The sequence below is a fragment of the Pseudarthrobacter sp. NamB4 genome (genome assembly GCF_005796185.1).
Classification (GTDB): Bacteria; Actinomycetota; Actinomycetes; order Actinomycetales; family Micrococcaceae; genus Arthrobacter.
Genome location: NZ_VAHM01000014.1, coordinates 31,862 through 53,393 on the forward strand (window position 1 = coordinate 31,862; position 21,532 = coordinate 53,393).

20 protein-coding genes are annotated in these 21,532 nt (G+C 66.2%); 14 read left to right on the forward strand and 6 right to left on the reverse strand.

The window, feature by feature from the left end; all coding sequences use genetic code 11:
* Positions 1-106 precede the first annotated feature (106 nt).
* From ssd to FDW81_RS13625, 7 genes are all read left to right on the forward strand, one after another.
* The gene (gene ssd, locus FDW81_RS13595) at positions 107-1,171 is read left to right on the forward strand and encodes a septum site-determining protein Ssd (RefSeq protein WP_240720279.1); all 1,065 of its coding nucleotides are present in this window, start codon (positions 107-109) and stop codon (positions 1,169-1,171) included.
* Complete coding sequence (locus tag FDW81_RS13600) at positions 1,168-2,475, forward strand: TadA family conjugal transfer-associated ATPase (RefSeq protein WP_138134711.1); 1,308 nt, start codon at positions 1,168-1,170, stop codon at positions 2,473-2,475. Before ssd ends, FDW81_RS13600 begins: the two co-directional genes overlap by 4 nt.
* On the forward strand, positions 2,472-3,314 hold the full coding sequence (locus FDW81_RS13605) for a hypothetical protein (protein WP_138134712.1): 843 nt from the start codon (positions 2,472-2,474) through the stop codon (positions 3,312-3,314). The genes FDW81_RS13600 and FDW81_RS13605 overlap by 4 nt, the downstream gene beginning before the upstream one ends.
* On the forward strand, positions 3,311-3,931 hold the full coding sequence (locus FDW81_RS13610) for a type II secretion system F family protein (protein WP_138134713.1): 621 nt from the start codon (positions 3,311-3,313) through the stop codon (positions 3,929-3,931). Before FDW81_RS13605 ends, FDW81_RS13610 begins: the two co-directional genes overlap by 4 nt.
* 157 nt (positions 3,932-4,088) lie before the next feature.
* Positions 4,089-4,436, forward strand: a complete 348-nt coding sequence (locus tag FDW81_RS13615; RefSeq protein ID WP_138134714.1) for a DUF4244 domain-containing protein — start codon at positions 4,089-4,091, stop codon at positions 4,434-4,436.
* Positions 4,437-4,474: 38 nt separating this feature from the next.
* Positions 4,475-4,849 carry a TadE family type IV pilus minor pilin gene (locus tag FDW81_RS13620; protein ID WP_138134715.1) on the forward strand — a complete coding sequence of 125 codons (375 nt, stop codon included), beginning with the start codon at positions 4,475-4,477 and terminating at the stop codon, positions 4,847-4,849.
* Positions 4,850-4,911: 62 nt separating this feature from the next.
* Positions 4,912-5,286, forward strand: coding sequence for an Rv3654c family TadE-like protein (locus FDW81_RS13625; RefSeq protein ID WP_138134716.1), 375 nt, complete (start codon positions 4,912-4,914; stop codon positions 5,284-5,286).
* Positions 5,287-5,350: 64 nt separating this feature from the next.
* Here the strand turns inward: FDW81_RS13625 and FDW81_RS13630 are convergent, their stop codons facing one another.
* Positions 5,351-7,732 (reverse strand): DEAD/DEAH box helicase, encoded by a 2,382-nt coding sequence (locus FDW81_RS13630; RefSeq protein ID WP_138134717.1) that lies wholly within the window; start codon positions 7,730-7,732, stop codon positions 5,351-5,353.
* Between the two features lie 78 nt (positions 7,733-7,810).
* Positions 7,811-8,503, reverse strand: coding sequence for a GNAT family N-acetyltransferase (locus FDW81_RS13635; RefSeq protein ID WP_138134718.1), 693 nt, complete (start codon positions 8,501-8,503; stop codon positions 7,811-7,813).
* 116 nt (positions 8,504-8,619) lie between these two features.
* Here FDW81_RS13635 and FDW81_RS13640 point away from each other — a divergent pair, with 116 nt between their 5' ends.
* Positions 8,620-9,513 carry a rhodanese-related sulfurtransferase gene (locus tag FDW81_RS13640; protein ID WP_138134719.1) on the forward strand — a complete coding sequence of 298 codons (894 nt, stop codon included), beginning with the start codon at positions 8,620-8,622 and terminating at the stop codon, positions 9,511-9,513.
* Between the two features lie 11 nt (positions 9,514-9,524).
* Here the strand turns inward: FDW81_RS13640 and FDW81_RS13645 are convergent, their stop codons facing one another.
* Complete coding sequence (locus FDW81_RS13645) at positions 9,525-10,058, reverse strand: hypothetical protein (RefSeq protein WP_240720271.1); 534 nt, start codon at positions 10,056-10,058, stop codon at positions 9,525-9,527.
* Positions 10,059-10,284: 226 nt separating this feature from the next.
* Here FDW81_RS13645 and FDW81_RS13650 point away from each other — a divergent pair, with 226 nt between their 5' ends.
* The 5 genes from FDW81_RS13650 to proC all read left to right on the forward strand — a co-directional run bounded on the left by FDW81_RS13650 (position 10,285) and on the right by proC (position 17,489).
* Positions 10,285-11,934: a methyltransferase gene (locus tag FDW81_RS13650; protein ID WP_138134721.1), complete on the forward strand. Its 1,650-nt coding sequence runs from the start codon at positions 10,285-10,287 to the stop codon at positions 11,932-11,934.
* A gap of 124 nt (positions 11,935-12,058) precedes the next feature.
* Positions 12,059-14,785: a type I DNA topoisomerase gene (gene topA / locus FDW81_RS13655; protein WP_138134722.1), complete on the forward strand. Its 2,727-nt coding sequence runs from the start codon at positions 12,059-12,061 to the stop codon at positions 14,783-14,785.
* A 71-nt stretch (positions 14,786-14,856) separates the two neighbouring features.
* On the forward strand, positions 14,857-15,309 hold the full coding sequence (locus tag FDW81_RS13660) for an SseB family protein (RefSeq protein WP_138134723.1): 453 nt from the start codon (positions 14,857-14,859) through the stop codon (positions 15,307-15,309).
* Positions 15,310-15,372: 63 nt separating this feature from the next.
* A complete protein-coding gene (locus tag FDW81_RS13665) occupies positions 15,373-16,371 on the forward strand; it encodes a Ppx/GppA phosphatase family protein (RefSeq protein ID WP_138134724.1) in 999 nt (332 codons plus the stop codon).
* 281 nt (positions 16,372-16,652) lie between these two features.
* A complete protein-coding gene (proC, locus tag FDW81_RS13670; protein ID WP_138134725.1) occupies positions 16,653-17,489 on the forward strand; it encodes a pyrroline-5-carboxylate reductase in 837 nt (278 codons plus the stop codon).
* Here the strand turns inward: proC and FDW81_RS13675 are convergent.
* Together FDW81_RS13675 and FDW81_RS13680 are read right to left on the reverse strand one after the other, a co-directional pair.
* Positions 17,486-18,172, reverse strand: a complete 687-nt coding sequence (locus FDW81_RS13675; protein ID WP_138134726.1) for a TrkA family potassium uptake protein — start codon at positions 18,170-18,172, stop codon at positions 17,486-17,488. The two genes, proC and FDW81_RS13675, sit on opposite strands and share 4 nt — an antisense overlap.
* Positions 18,165-19,598 carry a TrkH family potassium uptake protein gene (locus FDW81_RS13680; protein ID WP_138134727.1) on the reverse strand — a complete coding sequence of 478 codons (1,434 nt, stop codon included), beginning with the start codon at positions 19,596-19,598 and terminating at the stop codon, positions 18,165-18,167. The genes FDW81_RS13675 and FDW81_RS13680 overlap by 8 nt, the downstream gene beginning before the upstream one ends.
* A 105-nt stretch (positions 19,599-19,703) precedes the next feature.
* Here FDW81_RS13680 and FDW81_RS13685 point away from each other — a divergent pair, with 105 nt between their 5' ends.
* Entirely contained in the window at positions 19,704-20,915 is a 1,212-nt protein-coding gene (locus FDW81_RS13685; protein WP_138134728.1) for an acetoin utilization protein AcuC, read from the forward strand.
* Between the two features lie 7 nt (positions 20,916-20,922).
* Here FDW81_RS13685 and FDW81_RS13690 read toward each other — a convergent pair whose 3' ends face one another.
* A complete protein-coding gene (locus FDW81_RS13690; RefSeq protein WP_138134729.1) occupies positions 20,923-21,420 on the reverse strand; it encodes a hypothetical protein in 498 nt (165 codons plus the stop codon).
* Between the last annotated feature and the right edge of the window lie 112 nt (positions 21,421-21,532).

Here is a 21,532-nt window from a genome sequence, read left to right on the forward strand (position 1 = left end):
CGAACCGGGCCAGACTGGGGCTTTCACTGCAGCAGAGCCGGGTGCCCGGGAACCTTCCCGCGCCGTTGCGCCGGGAAGTGCCGGGGGAGGGGATGCGCACGCGTGGCTGCCCGAGGGTGGAGACGAGGTCCTGCTGGTGACGTCGTCCGCCCTGCTTAGGGCGGAGGTGGAGCGGATCGTCGCAGCCGCGGGAGCTCAGGTGCGTGTGGTGGCCGATGCGGTTGCGGCAGGCAAGCATTGGGACAGCGCTGCCGCCGTCCTGGTGGGAAGCGACGTCCGAGAGCTGCCGCCGCGCCGGCAGGCACCGGCTGTCCTGGTGGGACTGGACGGTGAGGGTGACAGCCTGTGGCACCTTGCCGCTGTTCTCGGAGCCGAGCGGGTGGCTGTTCTGCCGGATGCCGCAGCATGGCTTGCCGACCATCTGAGCCGGTCCCGTTCGCCCGGCCCGGGCGGCCTGATTCTAGGTGTGACCGGTGGCTGCGGCGGCGCCGGGGCCACTACGACGGCGATCTGGATAGCCCAGGCCGCTGCCAGCCTCGGCGTCCGTGTGCTGCTGGTGGACGGCGATCCCTGGGGCGGCGGGCTGGAACTTGCCCTTGCCGCCGAAGAGAACCCGGGCCTGCGCTGGCCCGACCTTTCCGGGGCCAGGGGCAGCATCGATCCCGAGCAGCTTGCAGACTCCCTTCCTGTAGCCGGCGGCTTCTCGTTCCTGTCCTGGCCCGCAAGCCGGGAGCAGCACGTACCGGTTGCCGCTGCCGCCACCGCCGGCGTCCTTGATTCCGCACGGCGGGGCTATGAGCTGGTGGTGGTGGACATCGGGCGGGGAACGGAGCCCATCCATTCCTTCGCCTGGGACTGCGACCGGATCGCTCTGGTGGTTCCGGCCCAGCTGAAGGCTGCCGTCGCGGCGGTGCGGCTGCTGCAGGAATTTCCCCCGGTGGAGGCTGCACTCCTGCTCCGCAGCAAGCCCGGCGGGGCGCTGGACGGCCTCATGATTGCCGAAGCGATCGGACTTCCCGTCCAAGGCCGCGTGCCTGAGCTGCGGGGAGTCCCTGCAGCCATGGAAAGCGGCCGCCTCCTGGAACTGGGCAAGCGCCGGAGTGTCCGGCATTTCGCTGCTTCAGTGCTGGATCTTCTCGGCGACAACGTCCCTTCCGGGGAGCTTGGATGAGGCAGCACCGCACGGAGGGACCGGGACAGGACGAAGGACTCCGGCGACGGGCACGGATTTTGGAGCAAGGCCAGGGTGACTGGCGCCTGCGCGAACGCCGTCCCGGCTCAGGGCAGGCCGTGGACGCCGGGCTGCTTGAATCGGTGCGCGAGTCCATGATGGCCGAAGCGGAGGCGGTGACACCGTCCAGGGTGGCAGCTGCGGTCCAGGCAACGGGCAAGCTGCTGGGAACGGCGGGCTCGCTCGCCGCCGTTGAACGGATCAGCGCTGAACTGAACGGTCTGGGACCCCTGCAGGGGCTCACCCGCGATTCCGCCGTCACGGATATCTTTGTGAATGCCCCGGACTCCGTCTGGGTGGACAAAGGGAGCGGCATCGAGCGCATGCCGGTGGCCTTTGACAGCGAAGCCCAGCTGCGTGCCCTGGCGTGCCGGCTGGTGGCCGCAGGCGGCCGGCGGCTTGACGATGGCTCCCCGTGTGTGGACGTCCGGCTGGCTGGCGGCTACCGCGTCCATGCCGTATTGCCCCCGGTCTCCACGGCCGGGACGCTGTTGAGCATCCGGATCCGGCGCGAACGTGTTTTCACCATGGATGAGCTGCAGGCGGGCGGCATGTTCGGCCCCGCGCTCCAGCAGGTCTTGGAGAAGGTGGTGGAGCGCCGGCTGAGCTTCCTGATCAGCGGGGCCACCGGATCCGGGAAAACCACGCTGCTGTCTACGCTGCTCGGCCTCTGCTCTCCCTCCGAACGGTTGGTTCTCATCGAGGATGCGTCAGAACTGAATCCTGTTCATCCCCATATCGTGTCCCTGGAATCCCGCCACGGGAACCTTGAAGGCGGCGGCCAGGTGGACTTGGGAGACCTCGTCCGGCAGGCATTGCGCATGCGGCCGGACAGGCTGGTGGTGGGTGAATGCCGCGGCGCCGAGGTGCAGGAGCTGCTCACGGCCATGAACACCGGCCACAGCGGCGGGGGCGGAACCATTCACGCGAACGCCGCTACTGCCGTTCCTGCCAGGCTCACCGCGCTGGGTGCGCTCGCGGGACTGGATGCCCAGGCGATCCGGCTGCAGGCCGCGAGCGCACTGGACGTGGTGATCCATGTGGACAGGACGCGAAAGGGCCGGGAGGTTACCTGTGTGGGTCTGGTGGGGGACGGGCCGGACGGCCTTGCCGTTCTGCCGGCCCTGGAGGCTGGCGCGGGTGCACTGGCTCCGGGTCCAGGCTGGCACGTGCTTGCGGAACGCTTAGGACTTGGCCCGGGCTCAGGTTTGGGTCCGCAACTGGGACTCGAGGAGCCGGAATGACTGCTCTCCTTGCCGTTGCCCTGGCACTGGCCGCGGTGCTGCTGGTCAAGCCCCCGCTCGGCGCTCCTGCCAGGCTGCGCCGTGCCTGGGCCCGCGGCACTCCTTCAGGTTCCAGCTCCCCGCCGGGTGCCGGCGCAGGCCGGACCGGCATCGTTCCGAGCGGCCGGCGCTTTTCGATCGGGGGCTTTCATTGGGGACAGCTTCTTCGAGGGACTCGGCACGGCGCCGCGAAAGGATCCGGACAGCCTGCCACTTCCATGACCCTGGTGGTGCAGCAACTGGCTGCCCTGCTCAAGGGCGGTCGAGCACAAGCCCGGCTTTGGGATGAAATCTGGACGGTTTATGGCTCCCCAGCTTCCCCCTCCCATGGCCTCTCCCAGGGATCTGCCGCGTTGCTGGCCTCAGCCCGTGCCGCAGCGGCCAGCGGTACTCCGGTCTCACACGCAATTCGCCGGGCCCTGCCCATCGCGTTTCCCCGGCGGGGCAGGGAGCCCCGGATCTGGTCGGACCTGGCCGCCTGCTTCGACATTGCAGAAGCAAGCGGCTGCCCATTGGCAGATGTACTTGCCAGGTTCGCCGCACAGCTTGAAGTGGAGGATGACGCCGATGCCGCACGCCAAACTGCCCTGGCCGGCCCGAAAGCAACGGTAAGCCTTCTCACTTGGCTTCCCTTGATGGGGCTGGGCCTTGGGATCGCACTGGAGGTGGATCCGCTGACCATGCTGCTGGGAACACCCTGGGGGCTGGCTGCCCTCGCCGCGGGGGCCGGCCTGACGGTGGCCGGAAGAGTGTGGTCGGCCCGGCTTGTCGCGGCAGCAGCTGGAGCTGACATGCCATGACCTCGCCCTTTGCGTCAGCTTTCGTGCTCTTCCTGGTCCTCAGCGGGGCGGCGGGTTTTATGTGTACGGGCCAGGGGAGTGCGAGGAAGAGGCTGCGCGCCGTGCGCTCACGGGCAACATTCCCCACTGCAGATGCGTCCGCCGCCGGCTCCGGAGAATTCCGTTTCAGCAGGATGTCCGGGGGCCTACGGGATACGGCCATGATGCTGGAACTAGTGGCCGCCATGCTGGACGCCGGGTCGGGCATAGGACGCTCACTCGAGCTGGTCTTGGCTGCCGCTTCCGCCAGCTACAGAGATGCCCTCCAGCCGGTGGTCGCTGCATTGGCCATAGGCGCTGACTGGGAAACGGCCTGGCGCAGCAGCGCGGTCCGCCTGCCGGAGGTGCTGGAACTGCGGGATGCGCTGGGGTTTGCGGCGCTGACCGGTGCCCCGTCGTCGGCCATTCTTTACGCCCAGGCTGCCCGGCTACGCCGGCAGAGGTTCCGGGCAGCAGAAAAGCGCGCCGCCTCACTGGGCGTGAAACTGGTTGTTCCGCTGGGCCTGTGTTCCCTTCCGGCCTTCATATGCCTGGGTGTGGTGCCGGTGCTCCTTGCCCTGGTGCCTTCCGGGTACTAGGCACTCCTCTTCTCCTCCACACCGGGTCTTCTCCTCCACACAGGGCAACGGCCCGGCTTTTCCACTTACCAGTACGCGGGCCTTACTGCTGCTGCCAAGGCCCGGAAGAGTCAAGACAGCCGGCAACTCCGCCGGCCGAAAGAAAGGAAAACACCATATGTCCACTCACTACCGCCGCCACTACATGGACGGAACTGCAGCGCTCGACGCCGCACGCCCAGCCTTGAGGGAGCACCACAGCATCAAGCACCGCCGCGGCGACCCGCAAGGAATTGCGGACCAGCAGGCAACCGTGGTGGAACTCCACCCCGGTGGCAGCCTCCGCAAGGACGCCCGGCGGGCTGGCCGCCTCCTGGGATCGGAAGCGGGAATGGCAACAGCCGAATACGCCATCGCCACACTCGCCGCCGTGGGTTTCGCAGGGTTGCTGGTCTTCATCCTCCGCAGCGAGGAGGTCCGTGGCTTCCTGCTGAACCTGATCAGGACCGCGTTGGCCCTGCCGTGACAGGCGCGCCGGCCGTGCTCCCCGTTCAAGGCCTAGCCGTGACAGGGGTCCGCTCCCAAGGTCCCGGGCCAGGCCGTTCGCGCGGGGCCGTGACGGCGGAGTTCGCCGTCACGCTGCCCGCGGTCCTGCTGTTGCTGGCCATGCTGCTCGCAGGCGCCTCGGCCGGAGTCACCCAGTTGCGGCTGGAGGAGGGAGCACGGGCCGGCGCCCGCGCCCTTGCCCGCGGTGACGATCCCGCCACTGTTGAAGCGATCGTGCGGACCCTGTCGGGAACGTCAGCTTCAGCGGCGGTCTCGGCCGAGGGCGAATGGCTGAGCGTTACTGTTACTGACCGTGTAGGGGGTCCCCTTGGATCCTCTATTCCATGGCAGCTCACGGCCAGGGCCTTCACCAGGAGCGAGACAGGAGGATGAAGGCAGGGCTTAAAACACCCCGAGGCCCAGCCGGACGTCAAAAGAGCAGGAGACGGCGATTGATGTGGCCGGGGCAGCGATGCAGGGACGGGTCAGGTGGCTGCGAGCGCGGATCCGGGACAGTCCTGGCGGCCGGCCTCGCTCTGGTGGTGATGACGGCCATGGCGCTAATGCTGCTGCTGGCACAGTCGGCCGTCCTGGCCAGCAGGGCTGCGGCGGCTGCCGACCTTGCAGCACTCGCAGCAGCCGACGCACTCCGCGGCGTTACCGATGGGGATCCCTGCACCGTTGCTTCGGAGGTTGCTGCCCGGCAGGGAGCCGCCATCCTGGGCTGCGCTGAGCGACCAGGCCAGACCATTGATATACGGACTGAGCTGTTGGAGCGGACCGTACTGGGAGCGGCCACGGGACAGGCCCGTGCAGGCCCTCCACCCTGAGGCAGGTCGTCCATGCTGGCTCAGGTACTTAACCTGAAGCAGGTCGTCCGTCCTGCCACAGGTCCTACACCCTGGGCTGCGCTTCGATACTCAGGCTGTCTGCTTCGGTGGCGTCTTTGAGGAGGACGTCAAGAAGGGAGACAGCAGCGGCTTTGTCCAGTGGGTTGTTCTTGTTTCCGCATTTGGGTGACTGGACGCAGGAGGGGCAGCCGGAATCGCATTCGCAGGCCTCAATGGCGTCACGGGTGGCAGTGAGCCACACCTTCGCCTTGTCGAAGGCGCGTTCGGCAAAGCCCGCGCCGCCGGGGTGCCCGTCATATACGAAGATGGTGGGCAACCCGGTGTCCGCGTGAAGGGCGGTGGACACCCCGCCGATGTCCCAGCGGTCACTGGATGCGACCAGGGGCAGGAGGCCGATGGCTGCGTGTTCTGCCGCGTGCAGGGCGCCGGGGAACTGGGCTTCGATGAGGCCTGCGGCTGTGAGGGAGCGGTTGTCAACCACGAACCAGACTGCTTTGGTGAACAGTTCGCGGGCGCCAAGGTCCAACGGTTCCTCTCCGAGGATCTCGTTGGAGACCAGGGCCTTGCGCTGGAAGGAGACCACCTGGGTGGTGACTTTGACGTCGCCGAAGTGGACCGTGACATCACCCCACTCGACCGTCCGCTGGGTTTCCAGTACCTCGATCTGCGTGACGTCCCGGGCGGTGGTGTAGTAGTCCGGATTGGCACGGCGGACCATCACGCAGTGGTCATCTTCGTTCAGGTCCTCCACCACGTAGCTGTCACCCTGGTGGACGTACACGGCGCCGGTGTGAGCCTGGTAATGGGTCTGAGGGGAATCCATGGTTCCCAGCAGCGATCCTGTCTCGGCATTGACGATGCTGACGGGCCCGCCGCCGTCGCCCCGCAGGTTCACCATGCCCGCGGCGCTTTCAGAGTGCGTCCAGAACCAGCCAGCAGGCCTCCGGCGAAGGTAGCCCTGGGCCACCAGCCGGTCCAGCAGGGACTCCGCCGTGCTTCCAAACAGGTCAAGTTCAGCGGGACCGAGCGGGAGCTCTGCGGCTGCGGCACACAGGTGCGGTCCGAGCACGTAGGGGTTGGAAGGGTCGAAGACGGTTGCTTCCACTGACACGTCGAAGATGGCTTCCGGGTGGTTCACCAAGAAGGTGTCCAGCGGATCATCGCTGGCAACGAAGGCGGCAACGGCATCCTGCCCTGCCCGTCCTGCCCGGCCGATCTGCTGGAAAAGGGAAGCTCGGGTGCCAGGCCAGCCCGCCACCAGGACAGCGTCCAGGCCGGAGATGTCAATGCCGAGTTCCAGCGCGGAGGTACTCGAGACGCCCAGGAGCTCACCGGAGCGCAGGGCTCTCTCCACGGCCCGGCGTTCCTCTGGCAGGTACCCGGAACGGTAGGCGGCCACCCGCTGCGGCAGGCTGGGGTCCACTTCGTCAAGAAGCCGTTTGGTGATTGAGGAGATGGTTTCCGCCCCGCGCCGGGACTTGATGAAGGCAATGGTCCGGATCCTGGCTGAAACGAGGTTTGCCAGCAGGTCGGCCGTTTCAGCCATGGCTGTGCGCCGTTCTTGTGCCCCGTTCTCGCCCCGGATTTCAGTCAGGGCAGGTTCCCAGAAAGCCACGGTGGTGGCACCGTGCGGGGAGCCGTCGCGGGATACGGCCTTCACTGGTGCGCCGATGAGCCGCGAGAAGGAGGCATCAGGTTCTGAGGCGGTGGCAGAGGCTGCCATGAAAACCGGCTCGGGATAGGCGGTGCCGGCGCCGTAATAGGCACAGATCCGGCGCAGCCGGCGCATCAGATTTGCCACGTGTGAGCCAAACACGCCCCGGTAGCTGTGGGCCTCGTCAATGATCACGTAGCGCAGACGGCGGAAGAACCCGGCCCACCAGGCATGGTTGGGAAGGATCCCGAAGTGCAGCATGTCCGGGTTGGCCAGGATGAAGTTGGCGTGGTCCCTGATCCAGCGGCGGGAGGCCGGGTCCGTGTCGCCGTCGTAGGTTTCGGCCCGAACCGTGGGCAGCCTGAGGGCCCGGATGGCATTGAGCTGGTCAGCGGCGAGCGCCTTGGTAGGGGACAGGTAGAGCGTCACCGCCCCGTCGTCGTGGATCTTTCCAGGATCCGCCAGGACGCGCAGTTCGGAACGGTGCACGGCATCGATGGCCGGCAACTGGTACGCGAGCGACTTTCCGGAGGCAGTTCCTGTCGCCACCACCACGTGCTCGCCGCCGTGGGCGATGCCGGCGGCCTCCACCTGGTGCCGGTAGGGCTCCCGGATGCCCAGTGACCCGTACGCCTCAACCAGGTCCGGATGCACCCACTCCGGCCACGGCTCATGCTCGGCTTGACGGGCTGGGATAGTGCGGACATGACGGAGCTGCTCCGGTTCCGGGCCTCGGCCCAGCATGGGAATCAGGGAGTCATGGGGGTTCACCCCAACATTGTTTCACCCGGCGCGCGCGGCTCAGCCCCGGTTCGCCCTGGGGGTAACAGCCGCAGAAAACAGCAGGGTTCAGCTCAGGGAAAGGTCGGAACCGTCCTGCGACGCGGAAAGCATCAGTACGCGGGAAACCGTGGTCCAGCCGAGGTGCGAATACAGCTTCTGGCCATCCACAGAGGCCAGCAGGAGCCCCTCCTGAACGTCGTGCTCGAAGGCTTTCGCTGCCAGTGCCCGCATGATGAAGCTGCCAAGGCCGCGCCGCTGGAAACCCGGTTCGGTGATGATCTTGTCGAACACCGCAGTGTCACCCACCACGAACACCCGCCCGCTGGCAGCAACAGAGTCGCCGGAACGGACCTCGGCATAATGGACGCCGTTCTCTTCCCACGTTGACACGCTCAGGTCGTCGTCGGAAAGCCAGGGATCCTCGGCATCCTGGGTCTCCATGTCCACGATCATCATCGTCTGGGAATCAGACGTGACATTGAGGCCGTACCTGCCAGCCATGGCGGAATAGCGGGCGATGTCATTGGTCAGGATGGTGAGGACCCTCGGGGGAACTTCCGCCGTCTTCGCAGCCAGTGCGGCGAACTCGTCGTCCGTGGGTTCCGAAGCGAAGTATTCCCATTCGCCGCTGGTGTCGGCCCGGAGTGCGGCAGGGAACCGTCCCTCCTTCGCCGTGCTGTAGCCACGACAACCGGCCCAGCCTGCCACCCACACTTCGAGGAGGCCAGTGATGTCTTCAACCATGGTTTCCGGACTCATGGATGAACACTATTCCAGCCCGATCACCAGCAACAGGGGGCGGCGGAGAGCTTATGCAATTGTGATGCAACCTGAGCCGGGCTGCCGGGGAGTGCCGGGCCGGTACCCTTAAATACGTGGCTTTGAACAAAATTGTGCTTTTTTATGGCTTTACGCCCCTTACGGACCCGGAGGCTGTTCGGCTGTGGCAGCGTGCGCTGTGCGAGAAGCTCGGGCTGCGGGGACGCATCCTGATCTCCAAGGACGGCGTCAACGCCACCGTGGGTGGTGAGATCGGCGCGGTGAAGCAGTATGTGAAGACCACCCGCGAGTACAAGGGCTTCCGCGGCATTGACGTTAAGTGGTCCGACGGAGGCGCGGAGGATTTCCCGCGACTCAGCGTCAAGGTACGGGACGAGATCGTCTCCTTTGGCGCGCCGGGTGAGCTCAAGGTGGACGCCAACGGCGTGGTTGGCGGCGGCACGCACCTCAAGCCGGAGGAACTGCACGAACTCGTGGACGCCAAAAAGCAGTCCGGTGAGGAAGTGGTGTTCTTCGACGGCCGCAACGCCTTCGAAGCCCAGATCGGCAGGTTCAGGGACGCGATCGTCCCGGACGTCGCCACCACGCATGACTTCATCAAGGAGCTGGACTCCGGCAAGTATGACGACCTCAAGGACAAACCGGTGGTCACCTACTGCACCGGCGGAATCCGTTGTGAGGTGCTGTCCAGCCTCATGGTGAACCGGGGCTTCAAAGAGGTGTACCAGCTGGACGGCGGCATCGTCCGCTACGGCGATGCCTTCAGGGACCAGGGACTGTGGGAGGGGTCGCTGTACGTGTTCGACAAGCGGATGCACCTCGAATTCAGCGACGAGGCCAAGACCATCGGCCAGTGCGCCCGCTGCTCGGCCCCCACCAGCAAGTTCGAGAACTGCTCCAACCCCAGCTGCCGTAACCTCACCCTGTACTGCGCCGGATGCGCATCCAGCCCGGAAACCCTGCGCTGCCCCGAGGGCTGCGCAGCCTGACAGTAGGGCTCCTAGAGACGCCGCAGCCGGTAGGCGTAGTTTGCGCCGGTCCTGGCCTCCACCCTGATGCTGAGGGCAGTCTTTGCCGAAAGATAGATGACGTTTTCGCGGTTGACCCCGCAGCGGAGGCCCAGGTCCACCAGCGTGAGCGACTCACTGCGGACGGTGAACGTCACCCGGCGCTGGCTGCGGCAGGCCAGGGCAAGGGCGTAGGTGCCCGTCCCCAACTCAGGGGTGGTTTCGGTCCGTACCTCCCCCGCGGCCACCAGGCCTGCACCGGCATGGATCGCCGGCTCGGCCGTGTCCGGCAGCGTCCGGGCAACCCAGGAGGCAAGGTCAGCCTCACTGACGGGATCGTTCTGCAGCGGGTCACGGGTGAACACCGGCCCGGGGATGCGCGTTGCTTCAGCCTCGACGGGCCCCGGCTGGTTCCGGCCGTCGTCGTACGTATATTCGCAGCCGCCCAGCAGCAGGGCTCCGGCGAGGGCAGCAATGACGGCGGCGGGCCCCGGCTTCCGTGCCGCCGGCGCGGGGGAAGTCCGCACCGGGGGTATCTGCGCGGGAGCTGCCCGCACAATATGGGGTGCGGAGGCTTTCCGCCCACTGGGCATAGTCAGACTTTATGCCCGCCGCAGCCGGCGGGCCAGAGCAGCAAGTACCCTATTCTTCAGGTGCCGGCCGGTAGGCGCAGACCAGGGGGCTTCCACGCTGGACGTGCTGATTTCGGGACTGAAGGCAGGGCCGGGCCTTCCACCGGACTAAACTTGAGCGGTGCCTAAATCCCCCTTCGAGTTCACCGCCGGCAACACCCCGGATGCACCCCGCAGCGATCTTCCCCAACTGCTGACGGCATTGGCCGCGGACCTGCGCCGACTGGATTACACCCTCGACGGCGTCGCCCGGCTCCTCGGCCCTTCGGCCTCCGCTGCCCTGAACCGGGACCAGATTATTCCTGCCCTGCTGGAAACTGAGCGGGCGGTGCGGCGGGACGAAGGGAACGCGGCGCTCGCCGCCGTCGTACGCCTGTGGCTTCTCGCCGAACCGCAGGCTGGGGAAACACTCGACGCCGCCCTCCCGGGTATCGGTACCGTGGGCCTGCTGACTCTGGGGCTGGTGCAGCCCGTGCCCGGTTCCGGCCTGCTGCGCGCCAAGGCGGACCTGCGGCCCTACGGGTGGGATGCGAACGACGACGGCACCGGCGGGGCGGAACTGTGGGTTGCCAGCGACCTCGCAGCGCACCAGCAGGAAGGGGTGCTCCGGCACGACCACGTGCTGGGCATCGGGCAGGCGTCCACCACCCTGGTCCAAACCACCATCCGCCGCCATACCGAACGCGCGCTGGACCTGGGCACCGGATGCGGAATCCAGACCTTCCACCTGCTGCACCACTGCCAGCACGTTACGGCCACGGATATTTCCGAACGCGCCCTGGCCTTCACCCGCTTCAACATCCTGCTCAATGCCGGGGCGCTGTCGGTTGATCCTGCTCGCCTCGAGGACCGGGTAAGCCTGCGCCTCGGATCGCTCCTGGACCCCGTGGCGGGCGAGGAGTTCGGCCTGGTAGTGTCCAACCCGCCGTTTGTGATCACGCCGCGGACTGTCGGCGAGGACGCGTCGGAGCAGTTTACCTACCGCGACGGCGGGCTTCCGGGCGATAACATCGTCGCCTCCCTGGTCGCCGCCCTGCCTGATGTCCTGGCCCCCGGGGGCACCGCGCAGATGCTGGGCAACTGGGAGGTGGTTGCGGGCAGCGCATGGCAGGAGCGGCCGCAGGCGTGGGTCCGCGCGGGCATTGATGCCTGGTTCATCCAGCGTGAGCAGGTGGGGCCGGAGCAGTACGCGGAAACCTGGCTGCAGGACGCCTCTGAGGGCCGGGACCGGCAGCACTACCGGGAGGCTTACGCTGCCTACCTGGCGGACTTCGAATCCAGGAACGTGGACGGCATCGGCTTCGGGATGGTCTGGCTGCGGCGCCCGCTGGCTCCGGAGCTGCATATTGTCAGCCGGTTTGAGGAGATCACCTATCCCATCGAGCACCCGATCGGTCCCCACCTGGGCGCCGCCGTCGAACGCATGGACTGGCTGGCCGCGCACAGCCTTGAGGATGCGCACTTGCTGGTGGCGGACGACGTCACCGAGGAGCGTCACCAGCGGCCGGGCGCCGAGCACCCGGGCGTGATCCTGCTGCGCCAGGGCGCCGGGCTGCGCCGGACCAACCTGCTCAGCACCGAGCTGGCAGGGTTCGTCTCAGCCTGTGACGGCGACCTGACGGCCGGGCAGATTGCCGGGGCCTTGGAGGCGCTGCTCGGGGGCGGGATGGCGGGGGAGGAAGGGTTCGACGCCGGCCCGTTCCGGAGCGGACTGCTCGCCGAAGTGGCCAATTTGATGCGTGACGGTTTCCTGGTCCCCGCCGCGGAGTGACGCGCGCGGGGCCTGCGGAACAACCCCCTTCTTTTCCACATGGATGCGCACAATTCAGCAAAATATGGTGAACTAGGCCAGTATGGGCGCATCTGCCCGAGCAACCTTTTTCTGTAGGAGCACCGTGCCAAGCAAGGCCAAAACCGGCAAGAAACTCGTGATTGTGGAGTCTCCGGCCAAGAGCAAGACCATCGCCAAGTACCTGGGCGAGGGCTTCATCGTTGAGGCCTCCATCGGTCACATCCGCGACCTTCCCCAGCCCTCCGAGCTCCCCGCTGAGCTGAAGAAAACGTCGGTGGGCAAGTTCGCCGTCGACATCGAGCACGACTTTAAGCCCTACTATGTCGTCTCGCCGGACAAGAAGAAAAAGGTCACCGAGCTCAAGGCTGCGCTCAAGGACGCCGACGAACTCTATCTCGCAACCGATGGGGACCGCGAGGGCGAAGCCATCGCGTGGCACCTGCTGGAAGTGCTCAAGCCCAAGGTCCCCGTGTACCGGATGACCTTCGGCGAAATCACCAAGGAAGCCATCCAGCGCGCCATGGGCAACCTGCGCGATGTGGACTCCGCCTTGGTGGATGCGCAGGAAACCCGCCGCATCCTGGACCGCCTGTACGGGTACGAAATCTCGCCGGTGCTGTGGCGCAAGGTGGCGCGCGGACTGTCCGCCGGCCGCGTGCAGTCAGTGGTCACCCGCATGGTGGTGGACCGCGAACGGGAGCGCATGGCCTTCAAGGCCGCCTCCTACTGGGACCTCACCGGCCAGTTCGGTGCAGACGCCGGCTCCTTCAAGGCGAAGCTCGCCGCAGTGGACGGTGCCAAGGTTGCCAGCGGCCGGGACTTCAACGACGACGGCGTCCTGACCGCGAAGAACGTCGCCCACCTGAACGAGGAACTGGCAACGTCCCTGGCCGCCGGGCTGCAGGGCGCCGAGTTCGGTGTCCGGTCCGTCGACACCAAGCCGTACACCCGCCGCCCCGCTGCCCCCTTCACCACGTCCACCCTGCAGCAGGAGGCGGGCCGCAAGCTCCGCTTCTCCTCCAAGAGCACCATGCAGATCGCCCAACGGCTGTATGAAAACGGCTACATCACCTATATGCGAACCGACTCGTCAGCCTTGAGCGACGAAGCCATCACGGCCGCCCGCCGCCAGGCTTCGGAGCTCTACGGGCCCGAGTACATTCCAGGGTCCCCGCGGGTCTACTCGAACAAGGCGGCGAACGCGCAGGAAGCGCACGAGGCCATCCGCCCCGCCGGTGACTCCTTCCGGACGCCCGCCCAGGTGGCCAAGCAGCTCTCAGGGGACGAATTCCGGCTCTACGAACTCATCTGGAAGCGCACCGTTGCCTCCCAGATGGCCGACGCCAAGGGTTCGACGGCGACCATCCGCCTGGGTGCCGTCGCGGCGGACGGGCGCGACGCCGAGTTCTCCGCCTCCGGCACCGTGATCACCTTCCCCGGATTCCTGGCCGCCTATGAGGAAGGCAAAGACGAAACCCGCGGCGATGAGGACTCCGATGAGGGCCGCCGGCTGCCCAACGTAGCCAGGGGCGACGCGCTTAAGGCCTCCGACATTGTGGCTGTCGGTCACGAGACTTCGCCGCCGCCGCGCTACACGGAAGCGTCGCTGACGGCCGAGCTGGAAAAGCGGGGCATCGGACGCCCGTCCACCTACGCCTCCACCATCTCCACCATCCAGGACCGCGGCTACGTCCGGAAGCAGGGCTCGGCGCTGGTTCCCAGCTGGATCGCCTTCTCCGTGATCCGGCTGCTGGAGCAGCACTTCAGCGATTACGTGGACTACGAGTTCACCGCGGATATGGAAGGTGACCTGGATAAGATCGCCAACGGCCAGGCCGTGGGGGCGTCCTGGCTCCGGCACTTCTACTTCGGCGAGGACTCCGACCCGGGGCTGCTGAGCATCGTCAACAACCTCGGCGAAATCGACGCACGCGAAATCAATTCCATCCCCATCACGGACGAGATCACGCTGCGCGTGGGCAAGTTTGGCCCGTACCTGGAAAGCTCCGCGGCCACCGTCGACGCTAAGACCGGGGAGGTCGTGGAGTCGGCGCGGGCCAATGTGCCGGAGGACCTCGCTCCTGATGAGCTGACTGCCGAGAAGGCCGTTGAGCTGATGGAGACCGCCGCTCCCGAGGAACGCGTGTTGGGAACCGATCCCCACACGGGGCACACCATCGTTGCCAAGAACGGCCGCTACGGCGCCTACGTCACCGAGATCATCCCGGAGATGACCGATGAACAGGTCGCCGCCCAGCCTGTGGAGTACTACAAGAACGGCAAGCCCAAGCCGCCCAAGAAGCCCGTCAAGGCCAAGCCGCGTACCGGCTCGCTGTTCAAGTCCATGACGGTCGAGTCCGTCACCCTGGACGAGGCGCTGCAGCTTATGAGCCTGCCGCGGGTACTGGGCGAGGACGCCGAGGGTAACCTCATCACTGTGCAGAATGGCCGGTTTGGTCCCTACCTCAAGAAGGGAACCGACTCCCGGTCCATCGGCTCGGAGGAGGAAATCTTCACCATTACGCTGGAGCAGGCCCTGGAGATCTACTCCCAGCCCAAGCAGCGCGGCGCCCGTGCAGCCGTCCCCCCGCTGGCCGAGTTCGGCCCGGACCCGGTATCAGAGAAGAACATCGTGGTGAAGGAGGGCCGCTTCGGCCCCTACATCACCGACGGGATCACCAACATCACCGTCCCCCGTGCCACCTCGCTGGAGGAGCTCACGCGGGAACAGGCCGTGGAACTCCTGGCCGAGAAGCGAGCCAAGGGCCCGGTCAAGCGCACCGCCACCCGCAAGGCTCCGGCCAAGAAGAAGGCAACCGCCAAGAAGTAGGGGAGGGGAGGGCGCCCCGTGTTTGAGAGAATCCGTTTGCATGGGGCACCGGAACGTGATCGGCTAGGGGAATGACTGAACAGCCCGGAATCGCCGATCCCACTCCGCTCAACGACCTCGAGGAGAAGCTCGCCAAGGGTGGCCAGCCTGATGCGAGCCCGGTGGACGTCATTCTGTCCTTCCTGAACAGTGAGGTCTACATCGTCAGTTCGGACAGCATCGAGGGCGAGGACTCGCAGGTGGAACCCCTGGTCCTGGGCAATGCCGACGGCGACCCCGTCCTTGCCGTTTTCTCGCACCCCAGCCGGGTTGACCAGCAGTACCTAGACGCGGCGCCCAACATCCTCGGCACGCAGGGCGCAGCCATCATTGCCAACATTGGCGAGGAGCTGGGAATGGTGATTAATCCTGGTGCCGCCTACGGCTTCGAGATCAATCCCGAAGGCGTGGCGAACATCAGACGCGATTTCAAGCGGGCGGATGAGCTTCCGGACGCCGGCTCCCCGGACCAGCCCGGCAACTGACACAACTCCGCGCCGCCGGGTAGCAGTTGGAACCGCAGGGCGCTGCCGGGCAATAATGGCAGCATGCGGCTAGGCGTCCTCGATATCGGGTCCAACACTGTCCATCTCCTCCTGGTGGATGCCCACCCCGGCGCTCGGCCGGTACCGTTCGCCTCGCACAAACGGCCGCTGTCCCTGGTCCAGTACCTGGAGCCGGACGGCAGCATCAGTGATGCGGGGCAGCACGAGCTGACCGAGTTCGTGCTGGAAGCGTGGGAGTTTGCCGCCAGGCACAAGGCGGAGGACCTGCTGGCCTTCTGTACGTCCGCCATCCGCGAGGCCACCAACGGCCCCGAGGTCCTGGCTCGGGTGAAGCACGAAACCACGGTCACGTTGCAGGAGCTCACCGGCAGCGAAGAAGCGTCCATGACCTTCTTCGCCGTCAGGCGCTGGTACGGCTGGGGTGCCGGGCCCATCCTGAACCTGGACATCGGCGGCGGCTCCTTTGAAATGGCGTTCGGTCAGGACGAGCTTCCGGAGATGGCAACGTCCGTGCCGCTGGGCGCCAGCCGCCTCACACGGGACTGGCTCGCCGAGGACCCGCCCTCCGCCAGGAGCGTCAAGGAACTGCGCCGCTACATCCGCGCCACCCTCAAGCCAGCCGTCCGCGAATTCGACGGGCTGGGCCGTGCGAACCTGGTTGCTGGAACTTCAAAGACTTTCCGTTCCCTTGCCAGGATTGCAGGCGCTGCCCCCAGCGCGGCCGGCCCCTACGTCAAGCGGGAGCTGAACGCCCTTGACCTGGGGGTATGGGCGCAGCGCATTTCCGCGATGAAGGCCGAAGACCGGCTGCACCTTCCCGGCGTTTCCGAGGCCCGCGCCCACCAACTGCTGGCCGGGGCGCTCGTGGCCGAGGCCGCACTGGAGCTTTTCAAGTTCAAGAAGCTGCGAATCTGCCCCTGGGCGCTGCGGGAGGGCCTGATCCTCCGGCGGATCGACCAACTGGTGTTCTCCGGCCCGCTGGAGCCTGCGCCCCACGTAGCGCCTGCTGAGGCCATCGACGTGGTCGACGCGACAGTCTGAATCCCTCGTCGCCTTCAAAAGCGGAAGCACCGGCGTCGGCGCCAGGAAAATGGGGGAAAACCTGGTGCCGACCGCCGGTGCCCTGGCAGGAATCCCCATCCCTGCCGCATCACTCGCACCCTCAATGAGGTAGTTACTACGATAGGGGCCGAAGGTGAAAGGCACCTGCGCCTTTCATGGGAGCAACCTGTGAATGAATTTTTGGAAGTTCCCACTGTTTCGCCGTCCATTCGAGTCATGCATTTCTGCGCCGACAGGGCGGAACTGTAATGATGGAGACCATGAGCAACCGAATCGCCTTCCTTGGCTGTGGATCCATGAACGAAGCAATTCTGAGTGGCTTGCTGGAAGCCGGGACTGATCCGGCGGACGTCGTGGCCACGGTCAGGCGTGCGGGGCGCGCCGCGGAGCTGGCGGAGCGGCACCACGGGGTGACCGCGATCGCCGGCGAGGAGGAACCGGACAACAACAAGCAGGCAACGAAGGGTTCCGGCGTCGTCATCCTGGGCGTCAAGCCGGCGGGCATTGCCGACCTGGCCCGGGAGATCAGCGGAGCCCTTTCGCCCTCCACCGTGGTGGTCAGCGTGGCCGCTGCGGTGTCCATTGCCCAGCTGGAGGCCGCGCTTCCGGCAGGGCAGCCCGTGATCCGCTCCATGCCCAACACCCCGGCCAAGCTTGGACGTGGAGTCGTCTCGGTGTCGCGGGGCACCAACTGCACCCGGGAGCAGCTGCAGCGGGTCAAGGACGTCCTGCAGGGTGCGGGGACCGTCGTCGAAGTGCCCGAGGAGCAGGTAGATGCCCTGTCCGCCATCAGTGGTTCAGGACCGGCCTACGCCTTTTACCTGGCCGAGGCGATGGCGGCAGCAGGGGCGGAGCTGGGCCTGGACCGTGAGCTGTCCCTGCTCCTGGCCAGGGAAACGGTGGCAGGTGCCGGTTTCATGCTGGCCGAGCCCGGCGCTGATCCCACCGACCTGCGAGAAGCAGTAACCAGCCCCAACGGGACCACCGAAAGGGCCATTGCCACGTTCGACGAGCGGGGCCTGCCCGCGATTATTGCTGCCGGAGCCCGCGCGGCTGCGGACCGCGCCGCCGAAATCACGAAGCAGCTTGGGGGCTAGGGGCGGGCGGCGAATCGTTCGAGCAGGTCCACGTGGCCGGACACGATCAGCATGTCCCGCGAGGATACCTTGGTCTCGGGCCGGGCGTAGGTGAAGTCTTCACCGGGTGACTTCACTCCGACGATTGTCACGCCGTATTTGGAGCGCACCTTGGATTCATCCAGAGTGAAGCCCACTGTTTCGCGTGGCGGGTACATTTTTACGATGGCGAAGTCGTCGTCGAACTCGATGAAGTCAAGCATCCGGCCGGACACCAGGTGCGCGGCACGCACGCCGGCGTCTGCCTCCGGGTAGATCACATGATTGGCGCCGATCCGGGTCAGGATCTTGCCGTGTGAGGGGGTGATCGCCTTCACCCACAGATGTTCGATCCCGAGGTCCACCAGGTTGACGGTGATCAGCACCGAGGACTCGATGGAGGTGCCAACGCCTACGACGGCGGAGCTGAACTCCTGTGCACCCAGCTGGCGGAGCGCATCAATGTTGGTGGCGTCCGCCTCCACCACATGGGTCAGGAGCGGTGCGAACTTCTGCACCAGGGTACGGTCGCGTTCGATGGCGAGCACTTCCCGGCCCTGCTTGACCAGCTGTTCAGCGGTGGAGGAACCGAAGCGGCCGAGCCCGATCACCAATACCGGAGCATTGTGGGCTGGGCGCCGAGCGTCGTCTGAGGAACTAGCCAATGATGGGCCTCTCTTCGGGATAGTGGTACAACTGGCTGCGCTGGCGCAGAGCCAGGGCAGCGGCGAGGGTCACGGTGCCCACGCGGCCGGCGAACATGAGGGCGGTGAGGACGTAGACGCCCTCTTCGGGCACTTCGGCGCTGAGGTTGGTACTCAGGCCCACAGTGGCAAATGCCGAAATCGTCTCGAACAGCACACGGTCCAGGGAAGCGCCGCTGATGTGCAGCAGGAGGAATGCGGACACGGAGACCAGCGTGGCGCCGGCAACGATAACCGAGATGGCCACCCGCATGGTTCCCTCGGGGATAGTCCGCCCATACACCTTCACGTCTGCATCACCCCGGGCTTCGGCCACGATGGCCAGGAACATCACGGCGATGGTGGTGACTTTGATGCCGCCTGCCGTGGACGCCGAGCCGCCGCCGGCAAACATCAGCGCGTCCGTCAGGAGCATGGTGGTGGATTCCATCTGGTTCTGGTCCACAAGGTTGAAGCCGCCCGAGCGGGTCATCACGGAGGCGAAAAGTGAATGGGTGATCTTGTCGCCGAGGTCCATGCCACCGATGGTCCGGGCGTTGTCCCATTCCATGAGCCCCCAAAGGAACATGCCCGCCGCCAGGAGGATGAAGGACACCTGGATGGTGAGCTTGGTGTGCAGGTTCCACTTCTTCCAGTTCAGGCCGTTCTGCTGCAGGACCATAACTACGGGGAAGCCCAGGCTGCCCAGGAACACGCCCAGCATCAGGGGGACCAGGATCCACAGGTCCGTCTCGTAGGGCACGATCCCGTCTGAGTGTGGTGTGAACCCTGCATTGTTGAAGGAGGAGATGGAGTAAAAGACTCCGTGCCACACGGCTTGCCAGAACGGCTCTCCAAGCGTCAGGAACCTTGGGATCAGGGCCAGCGCCAGGATCCCTTCGATGACCACGGACGTGGTGATGACGATCCGGAGCAAGGTGCCCACTTCGCCCAGGCGTCCGGCATTGTTCATGGATTCCGCCGCAATGATCTTGCCGCGGACCCCGAGCCGCTTGCTCACCATCAGTGCCAGCAGTGACGCCAGCGTCAGCGTTCCCAAACCTCCGATGAACACGCCGATGAGGATCACCAGCTGGCCGAAGAAGGACCAGTGCACCGCAGTGGACACCACGGTCAGCCCGGTGACGCACACTGCGGAGACGGCGGTGAACAGTGCCTGATGGACGGGGGTGGCGGTGCCGGCGGCAGAGGAGATGGGCAGCGACAGCACGAAAGCGAACACCAGGCACACGGCGGCGAACACTGTCAGGGCAAGCCTCGCCGGCGAGGTGTTCGCTATGTCGTCGATGAAGTCGCGCAGCCGAGTTAGGATCCAGAGGCCTTCCCGCTCCGGCACCGCGGGATGCCAGGGGGCCGGTTTGCGGGCCCTCGACTGGCTTTGCGTCATGTGTGGCTTTTTCCTCGGTAGAAACTGCTTCCTTCAGTAGTAAACCACTAATGCCCGCGTCATGGCCGGGCAGGAAGGGCTGCCGGCTCGGGTAGCCTGTGATTGATGACATACCTCCCGGGTCTAAGCCAGCCCGCGCTCCCAACGGTGGTGGCGTGGAGTTCTGACATGACCGCCTACAACTTCGGCCCGGGCCACCCCATGGCCCCGGAACGAATGGACCTGACTGCCCGCCTGGCGCGGAGCTTGGGCCTGTTCGAACTGGAGCATGTTGCCGTGGAGGCGCCAGGTGTAGCGGCGGACGTTGATCTTGAATCCGTGCATTCGGCCGACTTTGTTGCGGCGGTCCGAAGGGTCAGCGCGAACCCGGGTGAACCCGACGAGGCACGTGGACTGGGAACTGAGGACGATCCCGCCTTTGCCGGAATGCATGAGGCCGCGGCCAGGCTGGCCGGCGGATCCCTGATGGCTGCCGCCCGAATTCTCGACGGTTCAGCGCTGCGTGCCATCAACTTCGGCGGCGGCATGCATCATGCGGCCCGCGAACGGGCCAGCGGATTCTGCATCTACAACGACGCCGCACTCGCCGTGCAGAAGCTGCTCGACGGCGGCATCCGCAGGGTGGCGTATATCGACGTCGACGCCCACCACGGGGACGGGACGGAGAGTATCTTCTGGAACGATCCCCGCGTGCTCACCGTCTCCCTGCACGAGAGTGGCCTCACACTCTTTCCGGGTACAGGGTTTGCCAACGAGACCGGCGGTCCGCAGGCAGAGGGGATGGCGGTGAACGTCGCGCTGCCGTCGGGTACTGGCGATGCCGGCTGGCTTCGCGCCTTCTACGCCGTGGTGCCCCAGCTGGTTGCCGCGTTCCAGCCGGAGGTTATCGTTAGCCAGCACGGTTGCGATTCCCACCGCACCGACCCCTTGGCGCACCTCAACCTCAGCGTCGACGGGCAGCGGGAGGCCGCATCCGCCGTCGCAGCCCTTGCTGCCCGCCACTGCGAAAACCGTTGGATCTCCACGGGCGGCGGTGGCTACAACGTTCTCCAGGTGGTGCCCCGGTCCTGGAGTCACCTGATCGCCATCGCCGCCGGGAAGCCCGTGCCGCTGCGCACACCGGTCCCGCAGGACTGGCGGGCATACGTGCAGGAAAAGTTCGGAGGTTCGGCGCCGGAGCTGATGAGCGATGACGTGGAGCTGTGGTGGCGTTCGTGGGAAGTCGGCTTCGACCCCAACGATGCCGTGGACCGTGCCGTCATGGCCACCAGGAAAGCCGTCTTTCCGCTCCACGGGCTGGACCCCTGGTTCGACTAATTACGGGTCAGGAGCTGGTCTTTTCGGTTTGGAAGACCACTCCGGCGGCACCAATCAGCCAGCCCAACAGGGATAAGGCGAACGCTCCGATGAGGTCCGTGGACGCAGTTCCCTTGACCAGCCAGAGAAGCAGCACCATCAGCCCCACTGCCAGGTAGACGACGATGGCTGCCACGATCCGTCCGGACAGCCTGGCAGTAACCTCACCCGGGCTGATCGCAGAGGTTCCAACGCCGGCGACTGCGGCGCGGCCGGAACGGTCCGCTCCCTCCGCCTGGCGGACCTCCGCAATCGTGAACCCCAGGGCGGACGCCGTCAGCGAGCTCAGGGAAGTGGCCAGAACCCCCGCAGCCGTGACCAGCGCCCCGTTCAGGGGAGGTGCGGCCGTCCTCCCGTCCGGCACCCAGAAACCGACGCGGAGCAGTACGCTGCCCCACACCGCCACGAAGAGGCTCAGGAACACGAACGCGATGATATTAAACAGCTGCTGGCGGAGGACATCCACGACGGCCCACCCCCTTCACTCGTGGCGGCGGCAGCCACCCGGCCGGGCAGCGGTGGAACTGTTCTAGCACCAGGACCGTCACCGGGCAATAGTGAACGGCTGGCCGAAATAG